General features: G+C 43.0%; 12 protein-coding genes and 1 pseudogene. 3 read left to right on the forward strand and 10 right to left on the reverse strand.

The features are described 5' to 3' along the window. Nucleotides 1-40 precede the first annotated feature (40 nt). Nucleotides 41-346: an STAS domain-containing protein gene (locus tag EHS15_RS05445; protein ID WP_135759535.1), complete on the forward strand. Its 306-nt coding sequence runs from the start codon at nt 41-43 to the stop codon at nt 344-346. 40 nt (nt 347-386) lie between these two features. Here EHS15_RS05445 and pssA read toward each other — a convergent pair whose 3' ends face one another. From pssA to EHS15_RS05495, 10 genes and pseudogenes are all read right to left on the reverse strand, one after another. Next, the gene (pssA, locus tag EHS15_RS05450; RefSeq protein ID WP_135759536.1) at nt 387-1,142 is read right to left on the reverse strand and encodes a CDP-diacylglycerol--serine O-phosphatidyltransferase; all 756 of its coding nucleotides are present in this window, start codon (nt 1,140-1,142) and stop codon (nt 387-389) included. Next, a complete protein-coding gene (gene tsaD, locus EHS15_RS05455) occupies nt 1,139-2,173 on the reverse strand; it encodes a tRNA (adenosine(37)-N6)-threonylcarbamoyltransferase complex transferase subunit TsaD (RefSeq protein ID WP_135759537.1) in 1,035 nt (344 codons plus the stop codon). Before tsaD ends, pssA begins: the two co-directional genes overlap by 4 nt. Nucleotides 2,174-2,177: 4 nt before the next feature. Then, nucleotides 2,178-3,545, reverse strand: coding sequence for a S41 family peptidase (locus tag EHS15_RS05460; RefSeq protein WP_167884162.1), 1,368 nt, complete (start codon nt 3,543-3,545; stop codon nt 2,178-2,180). 4 nt (nt 3,546-3,549) lie between these two features. Next, nucleotides 3,550-3,846 (reverse strand): LA_1448 family UV-C exposure upregulated protein, encoded by a 297-nt coding sequence (locus tag EHS15_RS05465; protein ID WP_135759539.1) that lies wholly within the window; start codon nt 3,844-3,846, stop codon nt 3,550-3,552. 38 nt (nt 3,847-3,884) lie between these two features. After that, the gene (lexA, locus tag EHS15_RS05470; protein WP_135759540.1) at nt 3,885-4,493 is read right to left on the reverse strand and encodes a transcriptional repressor LexA; all 609 of its coding nucleotides are present in this window, start codon (nt 4,491-4,493) and stop codon (nt 3,885-3,887) included. A gap of 43 nt (nt 4,494-4,536) precedes the next feature. Continuing rightward, nucleotides 4,537-5,718, reverse strand: coding sequence for an efflux RND transporter periplasmic adaptor subunit (locus EHS15_RS05475; RefSeq protein WP_135759541.1), 1,182 nt, complete (start codon nt 5,716-5,718; stop codon nt 4,537-4,539). A gap of 9 nt (nt 5,719-5,727) precedes the next feature. After that, the gene (locus EHS15_RS05480) at nt 5,728-7,053 is read right to left on the reverse strand and encodes a TolC family protein (protein WP_135759542.1); all 1,326 of its coding nucleotides are present in this window, start codon (nt 7,051-7,053) and stop codon (nt 5,728-5,730) included. After that, nucleotides 7,050-7,676, reverse strand: coding sequence for an inorganic pyrophosphatase (locus EHS15_RS05485; RefSeq protein ID WP_246051906.1), 627 nt, complete (start codon nt 7,674-7,676; stop codon nt 7,050-7,052). The genes EHS15_RS05480 and EHS15_RS05485 overlap by 4 nt, the downstream gene beginning before the upstream one ends. A gap of 113 nt (nt 7,677-7,789) precedes the next feature. After that, nucleotides 7,790-10,930, reverse strand: a pseudogene (locus tag EHS15_RS05490) (efflux RND transporter permease subunit); the annotation flags it as partial. Nucleotides 10,931-11,008: 78 nt separating this feature from the next. Further along, entirely contained in the window at nt 11,009-11,335 is a 327-nt protein-coding gene (locus EHS15_RS05495) for a hypothetical protein (protein ID WP_135759543.1), read from the reverse strand. A gap of 148 nt (nt 11,336-11,483) precedes the next feature. On the opposite strand from EHS15_RS05495, the gene EHS15_RS05500 reads away from it, so the two are divergent. Next, nucleotides 11,484-11,804 (forward strand): bactofilin family protein, encoded by a 321-nt coding sequence (locus tag EHS15_RS05500; RefSeq protein ID WP_135759614.1) that lies wholly within the window; start codon nt 11,484-11,486, stop codon nt 11,802-11,804. Continuing rightward, the gene (recJ, locus tag EHS15_RS05505) at nt 11,792-13,744 is read left to right on the forward strand and encodes a single-stranded-DNA-specific exonuclease RecJ (protein ID WP_135759544.1); all 1,953 of its coding nucleotides are present in this window, start codon (nt 11,792-11,794) and stop codon (nt 13,742-13,744) included. Before EHS15_RS05500 ends, recJ begins: the two co-directional genes overlap by 13 nt. Nucleotides 13,745-13,814 lie beyond the last annotated feature (70 nt).

The raw sequence follows: 13,814 nt of genomic DNA on the forward strand, positions 1-13,814 counted from the left end.
ATTGCTGGGTTGTCTTTCTTTTGTAGTCATAACTGTAGTTATGTTTGAATATAGAATCGATCGAAATGGTGAAGAAGCAGTCGTTCTTTTCTCAGGCAGCTTTTCCGTCAGAGACTCGGCCAAGGTAAAATCGGAACTTCAATCTCTGACAAGTTCCGGTGTGAAAAAACTTATTTTCGATTTCTCCAAACTCACCTATCTGGACTCTTCCGGAATCGGAGTGATGCTCCACGCTTACACTTGGATCAAGGAGAAAAAGGGGTTCATCCAAATTCAAAACATGTCCAACGAAGTGAAGACCATATTTACGATCTCCAATCTTCTGGATATCTTCAACGCCAAATGACGAAAGAAGACATCCATCGGAAAACCCTAAGAAACTTTTTCTAAACCCTCAACTCCTGAATGGTATGGATGATAAAAGATACGATTCCGGAAAAAACGTAAAAAGCCACTGCTCCGTACAAAATATACGGCCAACGATACATTTCAACAACTAACAATAAAAATGCGACACCCGAAAGAACCACACCCAGCTTTTTCCAACTGAAAAGACCTCTCATCGCCACCTGAGGTTTGGAATATTTGATAGTAGAAACCATTAGAAGAGCCGTCAGAATGAAAAAAAGCATCGCAACGGTTTTAGGAACTTGTTCGATTCGAAACACCAAAGGAAAAATTCCCACGACCACTCCCGCAACAGGTGAAGGAAGTCCATGAAAAGAACCGGGATCATGAGCCACATTAAAACGAGCCAAACGATAGGCAGCACAGATCGGATATAGGGCTGCGATCAACATTCCGATCGGAAACAAATCGGGTCTGCCAAAGAGATCCATTTTATATTCGTATAAGAACATTTTGTAAGTAAGAAACCCGGGAGCGATTCCGAAGGTGGTTAGATCTGCCAAACTATCCAAGTCGGCACCCAATTCGGAAGTAGCATTCAAAGCGCGAGCCGCCATACCGTCGAAACCATCGAATAACGCAGCCAAGATGATAAAAACCCCTGCCAGGGAAAAAAGGTCATGTGCGGGAGTTTTGGAAATGCCTACTTCGGAAACGATGAGCATAGAAACGAACCCTAAGGTGAGGTTTCCTAAAGTGAGGGTATTGGGGATCCAAGTTAGTTTTTTTTTCATATAGTATTGGTTAGATTTCTTTTGGGGCTTACTTTAAAATTCAAAGGGGCGTTGTATCCCTTTTTCCACAGGTGATAGCCCAGACTTGCCACCATGGCTCCGTTGTCTGTGCAATGGATTTTTTTGCGAGGATAAAATAATTTCCATTTTTGTCTTTTTGATTCCAATTCCAACTCATTGCGCAGGCTTCCGTTGGCAAGCACCCCTCCAGCACAAATAACAGTTCGAATGCCCGTTTTTTTCACTGCCTTACGAATATTGCGGATCACTAATTCGAATGCTGTCTTTTGGAAATCGGAACAAACCCTCCCTACATCCAGGGATTCTTTGGTCTGAGATTTTACATGGTAAAGCACAGCTGTTTTGAGTCCGCTGAAGGAAAATTGAATCTCTTCTCCCGATTCTTTCAAAAGTTTAGGAAACAAGGAAGGTAGTTTTCCCACCGACTTAGATTCATACAGAACGGCTTCCTTTTCCACAGGAGGGCCGCCGGGATAAGGAAGATCCAAAAGAGAGCTTACCTTGTCGAAAGCCTCTCCCAAAGAATCGTCCATCGTATCTCCGATCAATTCCATCTTTCCGAAATCATGATAAAGATAAACGGAGGAATTTCCTCCCGAGAGAAGAACACCTAACACGGGAAATTCGGGAAGTTCTTCTTCCAAACCTACTACTGCCAAATGAGCTTCCAAGTGATTCACCAAAACGATCGGCAAGGAATGAACGAGAGAGATACAGCGAGCTAACTGCGCTCCTATCATCAAAGATCCCATTAGCCCGGGATAGGCACTGACCGCAACATACTTGATTTGCTCCCAACTTACATTCGCTTCTTCCAAACACTCTTCCAAAAGAAGATTGATTTTTTCGAGATGGGATCTGGAGGCAAGTTCAGGCACGACTCCTCTATAAGGAGCATGGCTTTCGATTTGGCTGTATATTTTTAAAGATAGAAGTTCTCTGCCTTCTTTCACAATTGCGACGGAGGTTTCGTCGCAACTGGATTCGATTCCGATGCCGAAGGAGTCCAAAGGATTATTTATCTTTGGAAAAACTTTGGATGGCTTCTTTTAACTGAAGATCCAATTCCAAATTCGGTTTTTGAGAAGAGGATCTGTATTCGCTGAAAATAAATACGCGGATCACTGGTTCGGAAATGGTAAGTTTCTCCGATTCCAAAAGAAGTTGGAAATCTTTCACTGCCTCTTCGTTGTATTCCGTGTGAGCCTCTAAGAAAGTTTTTAACTTATTTTTCTTTTGCAATTTATCGAATGCGAACTTATCTTCCTCGCTCGCCATAATGGGAGATACAACCACATTAGGAGTGATTCCTTTTCCGTGGATGGATGCTCCGGAAGGAGTGAAGTATTTTTGTGCGGTGACGGCAACTCCCGTTCCGTGAGAAAGAGGATGAATGAACTGAACAGAACCTTTTCCGAAACTTTGGGTTCCTATGATTTTCGCTCTACCGTTATCCTGCAAAGCTCCTCCTAAAATTTCGGAAGCGCTGGCAGATCCACCGTTTAACAAAACAGCAACGGGAATATCCAAAAATTTACCGTCGGATTTGTCGGATCGATACGTGCGAACCAAAACACCCCCTCTTCCCCGAATGGAAACAATTTCTTTACCTGTGGGAAGGAACATGCTTGCGATGTCTACGGAAAGGTCAACGATTCCTCCGGGATTCATCCTCAAATCAATGACCAAATTTTTGGCGCCCGAATCGACCAGCTTGCGGATATGATCATAAAATTCTTTGGAGGTGGTTTCTTTTCCCATAAACTGAGCCAGTTTGATATAACCGGTTTTGGTTTCAGAAAGATAACTGGAACGAATGTATTGAATGCGAATGAGTTCCCTGACTAGATTGACTACTAGGGGTTCTTTTTGGCCTTTTCTTTCTATCTTCATGGAAATGGAAGATCCCACTTCTCCCTTCATCAGATTCACAGAATCTGTAAGAGAGAGACCCTTTGTGCTTTTTCCATTGATCTCTATGATTTTGTCGTGAGGAAGAAGACCTGCCTTCCAAGCGGGAGTTCCTTCCAAAGGAGCTACGATGACGAAAGAATTTTCCTGAAAGCTGACTTCCACACCGATCCCCCCGAAACTTCCTTTGGTTTCGTTTTGGAATTCCTTAAATTCATCCTTATCCATAAAACGGGAATGAGGATCACCTAAACTTTGTAAGGCCCCCTGAATGGCGCCGGTATAGATTTTTCTTTCCTCTACAGGATCGACAAAATCGTTTTCGATATAAGCGACTACTTCATGTAAAATCTGAAGATATACTTCTCCTTCTTTGGAAATCGCTTTCGCTTTTTCAAAGGGAGAAAAAAACAAAACAACCGTTAATAATGTAACTAAGCTCAGCCAAAGGATTCTTTCTTTTTTTTGGATCATTTTAATTTCCGTAGATGGATTCGTAAAGAGCGAGATTCTTTTCTTTCAAAGCTGACTTAGCTTTTTCTATGGGAAGACGATACACAGTGCAAGCTTCCTCAAACAGAACCTGATCGGAAGGAGCCGGTTTATCTACATCGGCAGTGAGACCCGTTTGGATTCTGTTTTGAGAGAAACGCTCTAACGCACGTTTCAAATCGTAAGGAGAGACAGTTTCCTTCTGAGGAGCACAATGAAGAAGGAAGAGGAACAAACCCACCCCGAGAAGGGTGAGTGGTTTCTGAATCGGAAAAGTCATACCGCTTAGACCTTCCCTCGGAGAGGAAGCACGGTCAATCAGTAAATTCGGTAGAGGCCGATGAGCTTTCCTACAATGACTGCTTTTTTCGTTTTGATGGGTTTCAGCCTGGAATTGCGAGGTTCCAAACGAACATGGTCTGCATCTTTATAAAACACTTTCAAAGTAGCTTCATTGTCGATGAGTGCGACCACAATCTCCCCGTTTCTAGCGGAGTCTTTCTTTTGAATGATGGCGATGTCACCGTCACTGATCCCTGCATCTATCATGGAATCGCCTTTTACCTTGAGAGCAAAGGTTCCCGGTTTGGAAGCCAGATCATCCGGAACGGCAATGTATTCTTCAATGTTCTCTTCCGCCAAAATGGGAGAACCTGCTGCCACTTGTCCCAAAAGAGGAATTCCGGAAGCTCGAACCAGAAGTGCCTCTTCAGAGCTTCCTTTCAGAAGTTCGATGGCCCGACTCTGGTTCTTAGATGTTCGGATATAACCTTTTTTTTCCACTGCTTTGAGGTGGTCGTATGCACCTTTCGCTGTGATTCCAAATTGATCCCCGATTTCACGAATGGTAGGGGGAAAACCTTTTTCACGAACAGTTTCCGTAATGAACTGTAGTACCTGTTCCTGTTTTTCTGTTAAATCCTTCATACTTAACATAAAAATAGGAAATATACGTTATGTCAACAAAGAATTAGAGTTTCAAATACTCGCTTTTTAAAACAAAGGAACCGTCTTTCACGATGGCATCTGTTTCCGAAACTCCAGTGATGAGTTCGACCCAAGATTCGTAACTTTTTCCTAAAGAAACCTTTTTCGCAGAGAACGAACCGTCCCCGTTTCTGACAAAAACGAAGTTTTCTCCTTCGATCTTATGAATACAATCGTTCGGAACCACTTTGATTTTGTTTTGCGAATTGTCGGATACGACTCCTTTTACGCTCGCAGTTACACTTTGTCCCGGTCTGAGTTTCCCTTTTGAGTTTCTCACTTCCAAACGAATCTCAGCCGTTTTTTTAATAGGATCGATTACGTCCGCTACATGGGAAACGACAGCCTTCAACTCTTCCGTGCTGGCTCCGATAGGAACCACTTTCGCCTCGTTTCCGACTTTGATGTAGTAAAGATCTTTTTCGAAAACTTCCAAGTTGATCCATAAAACGGAAAGATCCGCCACTGTGAATAAATTGTCTCTTGCATTCACCGCCTGACCGATGATTGCCTCTCTTTCCGTTACAACGCCGGAGATAGGTGTTCTGATAAAAAGATTTTTGGAATTGTATTTCCCCGCTTCCAAATTGGAAATCTCTCCGTCCGTAAGACCTAAATTCTCCAAAGCATTTCTGCTCGTTTCCATCTCGGCTTTAACTGATTTATAATCCATTAGAGAAAGCTCATATTCTTTTGCGGATGTTACTTTCTTTTCGTACAATTCTTTGGCACGATCCGCCTGCACCTTCAAAGCTTCCAGTCTTGCTCTTGCCTTCAGATAGTTCGCTTCCGTAGTTCCCAGATCCACGGATTGAAGAGAAGCCAAAGGAGATCCTTTTTTGACATGATCCCCTTCTTTGACAAATACGGAGAGGATCCTTCCGTTGACTCTCGAACCCACCTTAGCGACGTTATTCATATCATAACTGACGGTTCCGGGAAGTTGAAGTTCTTCTTCCACAGCTCTCTCTTCCAAATACACAAGGGAGAAAGGATGATTTTGTTGGATCTCTTCGGAGATAGTGAATTTGGATTTATCCTCGGTCAAAGCTTCCGTCTTTTTCGAGCCTCCGAAAAACTTCACATAACCGAAGTAAATAAGACTGAGAGCCAAAACTCCCAAACTCGTTTGCCGAAAGATTTTTGTTTTGTAAAAAGGTTCCATAAAATATTCCTAATAATCCGAACTGTCCATCTTGCCTACGGCTGCACGAAATGATTCGAGAGCATTGTAGTATAAATAAATGATTTCATAATAACTTCGCAAAACGTTTAAATACGTTTTTTCCGCTTCGAGAAAAGTAACCAAATTGGAAGCACCGCGAACATACGCTAAACGGGACTTCTCCTGCACTTCCTTGTTTTTGTTCACCAAATTAAACTGTTTGTATTCCAAAAGCTGGGATTCTCTCGCCTGCAATTCTTTGATTGCGGCAGATATCTCAGACGTGATTTCGTTTCTTTTCGCTTCCACTTCAAACCCCAGTTTTTTATGGGATTCTTCGTATTTTAGAATCTCACCTTGTTTTCTGTCGAACATGGGAAGAGGAACCGTCGCATATAAACCTGTTACATTTTCGGCGCCTTTGTTCAAATACTCCATTCCCAAAGTCAAAGGAGGAATCGCTTCCCTTTTTTTCAACTCAACATTCATCCTCTCTCTTTGCTGACGGAGTTTCAATGCGATCAAATCGGGACGGTTCTCCACATCGAAATCGTTCAGATCGATTCCGAATTCCTTGGTGGAAATAAATTCCAATCTTCCTTTTACCTTTAGAGGAATTTTAGTATCTGCGATTCCTATCAGAACTCTCAGGTTTTTGACCACCTGTGCCCTGAGAATCCTTGCGTTTCTATATTCACGATCGATCTGAATTCGTTCCAAAGTGAGCCTGTCGTATTCCAGAAAGGAAATGTCTCCCTTCTCCGCCCTCAGTTTGGTAAGATCCAATAGATCTTGATAGTTCTCCAAAAACTCTTTTTGGAAAGTGATTTGTTCTGTAACGTAAAGATAGGTCCAAAAGTTTTGTCTCAGCCTGAGGCGAAACAATCTATCGAAGTCATTGAAACTTGCGATCGTAGCCATAAACTCTTGTTTGGCGACTTTCTCCCGTTGAGGAATCACTCCGCTTACATCGAAAGGTTGGTTATAAATCACAGAAGTTTCGGGAAGCCCCGTTCCTGAATTGGATTTGGCTCCCATAAACTGCTGCTGCATATTCACAACCGGATTGTAGTAGAGACTTGCGGTGATGATGTCCCCTCTCGCCATTCCGATATTTTGTTTTTCTTTCAAATAAAGAGGATTGCTGCTGACAGCGAAAGCTTCCAGCTCTTCCAAATTCCAGCGAGAGAATAGATCGTCACCGGAATCTTCCCCCGCAAATAGATTGTTTTGCTCGTTTGAATTTGGATCTTTGATCGTATTTTCCACGGCTCCTAAAAAGCCGAAGGAGAAAACACAAACCGCCAGAGCCAGATTACGAATTTGATCTTTCATACTGTTACAAATTTTTTAATATAATCTTCGATTCCGAATTGTATCACTCGGATCGCTTCTTCTCTGTTATATACTTCCGTAATTTCTACGGTTCCCGTAGAAGGAGAATTCGGGTCAAGTTTATAGGTCAAAAAGTAGTGATGAAGTTTGTTGATGAGAGCCTTGGGTGCTTCGGCAATATCTTTCATAAGTCCGAACACTTCGTCTCCTTTCAATACTGCGATGATTTTATCGTCAGCCTCTCCCTTATCGATCATACGAAGACCACCGATAGGAATGACCGTCAAAATCGTATTCCCATGGTTGATGGGGCTGGCACTTAACACACATATATCGATCGGATCTCCGTCGCCTACGATGTCTTTTCTTCCCACTACCTCGGAACAATGTTTTCCTGATGCTTCTCCTGAATAAGTTCTAGGTATGAACCCGTACAGAGTAGGAGAACGGTTGCTGTATTTTTGAGGACGATCTACGCGGATGAATCCGGAAGCCTTGTCGATTTCATATTTCACAGGATCTTGAGGAGTGAGTTCGATAAATACATCGATCTCATCCGGAGCTTTAGGTCCGAGTTCAAGTCCATGCCATGGATGTGCTACGTAATAATTTGGTTTCATCATTTCCCCTTTTTTTTGCGAGAGCTGCTACGTTCCGGCGCAGGCGCTGGTCCTGTTTGGGAATCGTAATTTTCCAACTCGTCTTCTTGGTATTTTTTCATTTCCTCTAAAAAGTATTCATTCATCTTTTTTGCTCTGATTTTCTCTCTTGCTTCCTGTCTTTGTGCCAGTTTCACCAAAAACTCGAAACCGATCGGAAGAAGGAATCTGGAAAGGATAGTTGCTACAAGAACTCCTCCCATTACCACTGTTGCCAAAGGTCTTTGTACTTCCGCACCCGCACTCGAAGCGATTGCCATCGGTAAAAATCCTATGATGGCCACAAGTTCCGTGGTAGCTACCGCACGAAGAGTATAAACCGCAGCATCTACCACAGCCTTACTAGGATCTTTCGTAACTTTCAATTGATCTTTCAAGGCGGAAGCATAAACGACCCCGTTTAACACGGAAATACCCGCTGCCGCGATGAAACCCACCCCCGCAGGAATGGAAAATGGAAGTCCTCTCAAAACAAGGGAAAGAATTCCTCCCGACATGGAAAGAGGAACCAGCATAAAAACGCCTAATGCATAATAAACGCTTCCGAAAGCGACAAACAACATAGCAAAGATGATGAGTCCTGCTACTGGAATCACTAGTCCTAATCTCGCTTTCGCTCGAGTGAAGTTCTCGAACTGACCGCCCCAATCGACGGAGTATCCCTGAGGAAGATTGGTTTCGATAGACTGAGTCGCTTTTTGGACATCATTTACGAAGCCGATCATATCCCTTCCTCGAACGTTCACTTCCACAAGGATTCTTCTTTTTAAAGCTTCGTGATAAAGTGCGGCAGGACCTTCCGTCATCACGATATTCGTTACCTGCCCCAAAGGAACAGTTCCACCTAACTGAGTCATTACAGGAACGTTTTCAATTACGTCGATGTCCCGTACGTCCGCATCCAATCTTACGATCAAGTCGAATCTTTTGTATCCTTCGTACACTTTGCCCGCATTGAAACCGACACGAAGAGTTTCTATCGTGGTAAGAACTTCTTCCGAACGGACGCCGTATCTCGCCATGTTTTGGCGGTTCATTTTGATTTCGAGCAAAGGAAGCCCCAGAAGTTTTTGAACACGTAAGTCAGCCGCTCCTGGGATTTTCCTAATCTTAGATGCGTAATTATCTGCGATGGATTTGAGAGTCTTTAAATCGTCCCCGTAAATTTTGATCACGATATCGGCCTTAGAGCCGGATAACAAAGCGTTGACCCTGTTTTCGATCGGCTGCGACAAACTGATGTAAGAGGAAGGAACCGTTTCTTCGATGGCTTCCTTCATTTTTTCCATCAGAGTTTCCCTGTCTTTTGCGGTGACCCATTCCTTTTTCGGTTTCAACTTCACCATCGATTCCCCTTCTTCGGAACCGATCGGTTCTGCGGCGGACTCCCCTCTTCCTTGGCGGGAAACAACGGAAGTCACTTCAGGGAATTTCAATAATGTACGCTCAATTTCCAAATTCAAATCTCTGGAATGATTGATTGCGGTAGAAGGAAGCCTTTTGATATCTACTGCGATTTCTCCCTCGTCGATCCTAGGTAAAAATTCGGAACCTAAGGTTCCCGCCAGCATAAAGGATACGAACACGACTCCTACGCCTGCGATGGCGAATTGTTTTTTGAATTTCATTCCGTAAGTGAGAATTTCGGAATATTTATTCTGAAAATTTTCCCAAAAATGAGATTCATGTAACAAAGGTTTTTTGTAGATAAGAGTCATCAACGCGGGGAATGTCGTGATGGAATAAAGAAGTGCCGCACCCAATGCGAATGCCACTGTGATCGCCATCGGACGGAACATTCTTCCTTCTACACCTTCCAAAGTCATCAAAGGAAGATATACAAGCAGGATGATCCCCACACTGAATGCGGAAGCTCTCACTACCTTAATGCAGGATTCCATAATAACGTCTTCCATGGCATCTTCCATATCTTGAGCGGAAGTTTTGGACAATAAGAACGTTTTCCTGAGAATGAACCCGTGTAAGGTGGATTCCAACATAACAATGGAACCGTCCACAAGAAGCCCGAAGTCGAGAGCTCCTAAGGACATCAAGTTCCCTACGATTCCAAATGCATTCATCAGGATCGTAGCGACTAACATGGAAACAGGAATGGCAAGTGCGACTGCAAAAGCTCCTTTTACGGTTCCCAGAGTCAAAATCAGACAAACAAGTACGATGACGGCAGCTTCGACTAAGTTGGTGAATACGGTGGATAGAGTCCTTCCGATGAATTCGGATCTATCGTAATAAGGCTCGATCTTCATCCCTGGAGGAAGTTTACTTTGGATCTCCTGCATCTTCTCTTTCACTCTGCCCACGACTTCCAAAGAGTTACTTCCTAAAAGCATCATCGCCGTTCCTCCGACGACTTCCCTTTTTCCGTTTTTGGTAGAAAGACCGAAACGAAGTGCAGCGCCCGTTTCCACTTTCGCAATCTGTCCCAAAGTCAAAGGGATCCCGTCACGGGAAGTACGAACGGAAAGTGCGCTGATATCTTCCAGGGATTTAAACTGGCTCTCCCCTCTGATGACGAACTGTTCCTCTCCTTTCTGGATGTAACCACCGCCTAAGTTGATATTGGCGCCTTCCAAAGCTTCCGTGATATGAGAAAGGGTCAGATTGAGAGAAAGCAAACGTCTGGGATCGATTTTGATTTGGAATTGTTTCGCATCCCCTCCGATTACGTTTACATCGATGATTCCTTTGACGGAACGGAGCTGCCTTGCCACTTCCCATTCCATCACGGTTCTCAATTCTTCCGGAGTATGAGTCTCTGACACCAATGCGAATTCGTAGATATCTCCCAAACCGGTGGCGACAGGAGAAAGTTCCGGTCTTCCGTAAGATTTAGGAATAAAATTCTCCGCTTGTTTGAGTCTTTCGTTCACCAACTGACGAGCGAAATAGATATCTGTTCCGTCTTCAAAGATGACTGTTACGGAACTGACCCCCGTTCTGGAGATGGAACGAATTTCTGTCACCTTAGGCATTCCGTTAAATTCTAGTTCTACGGGGTATGTGATGAATTGTTCCACTTCCAAAGGAGAAAGTCCGGGAACGGAAGTCACTGCGGATACTTGAACGTTTGTTACATCCGGAATGGCGTCTATGGATAAACGAAATGCATTATAAAGGCCCAGAAGAGTTAAAGTGGCGGTGACGACTAAAACCGTAGCCCTTTTCTGAATGGAAAACTGAATGATCTTTTCTAACATGAACGATTGTGCTCCTTTTTTCGCAAAATTAGTTTAAGATCTGCGAAAGAGAGCACTCTAAGCAAATCTAAGCAAGAATCACGCCAAAGAAGGAGGAGGAAGGTTGATTAGGTGGAAATAGAGAAGAATTTCGCGAAGAAAAATTTTAGAATCGAAGTCGGGGACGAAAAATTCGGTGATCCCTAAACAAGGCTGAGTTTTGCAGATATGTAAAACCACATCCCATTTATTTTGCTTTTTAGAATGAACGGAAAAAACACGAGTTGTATCTTCCAGTTCGTAAGACTGATATTGATGAGAAAGATCCTCTAGGGGGGCGACAAATCGGTCATCAACGATGTTTACGTTGATAAAAACGGCTAAAATAGCTAAAAAGAGGGTATGTAAAATCTTTTGAAATCTCAAAAAGGAACGCCCATCTCCATAATTTATTCCAGGAAGGATGATTCAAGGGGAAAACCTGCGAAAAATGGAACTTTTTTTGGAATTACCCAAGCCTATGAATGCGAACGAGTTGCCAAAACTCTTCCTAAGTCCAGGCTATCCTTTAGTTATGAAAGACGAATCCATAGACACGATCATCAACGATGATATCACTTTTCGTGGCACACTTTCCTTCAATCAAACTCTCAAAATCAAAGGCCAATTCAAAGGCACGATCACTTCTCCGGGCAAACTCATCATCGATGAAACGGGAGATGTAGAGGCGGATGTAGAAGTAGGATCTCTTGTGGTTTTAGGAAACCTAAAAGGCAATGTAGATGCGAAGGAAAAAGTGGAGTTGAAAAAACCGGGAAAAGTTGTGGGGGACATTAAAACTCCAGGACTGGAAGTAGAAGCTGGTTCCAAAATCATCGGCAATTGTCTGATGTAGCAAAGGTTCATTTCGGACCCAGTTTGTCCGAAATCAGAGCCAAAGTTTCCTCAAAAAAACCTCTTCTCCGTTATCTGGTAGATCAAAGAGAAGAGTTACAAAAAATCCCTCCTCATGAGTTTTTAGCTGCGGATTTTTCCTTTCTTCATTCTCCTTTTTCTCTTCCCGATATAGAAGAATGTTTAGAAGTTATATTAGAATATACGAAAAATAAAAAGCATATACTTTTGTACGGGGATAGAGATTCGGACGGAGTGTCCTCCACCTGTCTTCTTGCGTTTTTCCTGAAGTCTCATCCTTATTTCGAGGGGCTGCAGTTGTCCGTATTGACTTCTTCGGAAAGCGATCCTTACGGACTCTGCAAGGAAGCTTTGGTTAAGATCAGAAAAGTAAATCCAGACTTACTCATCACTTTAGACTTCGGATCTTCCCAAGCGGATGAGATAGATGTTTTGACTTCAGAAGGGATCAAAGTGATCGTATTGGATCACCACGAAATCCCTGCACGCATCCCACAGAACACATGTTTAGTGAATCCAAGAAGATTGGATTCGAATTATCCTGAAAAAAAAATATGTACTGCTGTACTTTCCTTTAAGCTGATCCAAGCACTACTCTTTCGTTTGAGTTCCGAATATGGAAAATTGTATGTGAAAGAGGAAGAAGGGAAAAAAATTTATTTTAAAAACGGAGTCCGACTCACAAACGATTCGATTACCGATTCAAAAAATCCTGCATCCCCTTTTCCCTTAAGAGATGAGAAAAAAAAATTAGAACTCCCTTCGGATGAAGAAAGATTCCTATTTTTCAAACAATGCGAAACGATCCCCGAGTTTTTCACAACTCTCGAAGAGGAAATCGATTTAGCCGGGATAGGAACCATCACGGACATGATGCCTCTTTCCGGGGAAAACAGGATGATCGTGAAACTTTCCTTAAAGTCCCTACTGAAATTTATGGATCCTTCCGTGAAGAAAAAAAGGCATGGGATGAGTTCCTTGCTCAAAGAACTCAAACTGAATCCTAAAAGTATTTCCGCAAAAGACTTGGGATGGTCGATCGGCCCGGTTCTCAATTCTGCAGGGCGTATGGGAAAGACGGAGGAAGCCGTAAAACTTTTATTATCCGAAAACACGATCGAATCGGACAAGAAGGCAAAAGATCTTATTTTTCTAAATTCGGAAAGAAAGGAAAGAACGAAAAGAAATATGGACAGAGTGTCCCGGTATTTCCAGAGGAAAAAGGAAAGGACGGAACACCCTGTCGTTTTCTGTTATGAACCGGATCTGGAACCGGGAGTGAGCGGTATCGTTGCCACTAGAATGGTGGAAGAATTCAAACGACCTGCGATTTTTGTGGCTCCCGACCACGGGGACGCAAGGGGTTCCATTCGTTCCTTCGGAAAAGAAAACGTATTAGAACTTTTGCATTCCGTTTCGGAACATTTTCTTCAATACGGAGGTCATCCGGAAGCGGGAGGTTTTTCCATCAAACTGCAGGATATTCCCAAACTGGAACAAGCTATTTATGACCAAGCAGATATTTGGCTACAAGAAGAAATCGCAAAATCAAAAGAACATGTGATCGTTACCGACATTACCGTCAGCGCCGAAGAGGTGAATGATTCTTTATATAAGGAATGGAAGGTAATGGAACCTTTCGGGCAAGGAAATCCTGACGTAAAGTTGGCGCTAAAGAAGGTGAAGCCGTTTCATCTAACACCACTCAGTGGAGGGAAACACGTTCGATTCCATTGTTTAGGCAGCGGTTCCATTAAATATATGGTTTGGAACAAAGGGGAAGAGTTTCAAAAACTTGTGTCAGAGAAAGACAGTTTTGATATCATAGGAAGGTTGGAAGAAAACTATTTTATGGGCAAAAGCAGTCTGCAATTTATAGTAGAGTGGTTTGGAGAAGCGATCGACTCGAATTCTGCTTAGGCTTTGCCGGAAGTCATTTTCATCTTCATTCTATTTTTTCCACCAAGGAACAGGAACCATTTTGAATTTA

The sequence above is a fragment of the Leptospira idonii genome (assembly GCF_004770995.1).
Taxonomy (GTDB): Bacteria; Spirochaetota; Leptospiria; order Leptospirales; family Leptospiraceae; genus Leptospira_A; species Leptospira_A idonii.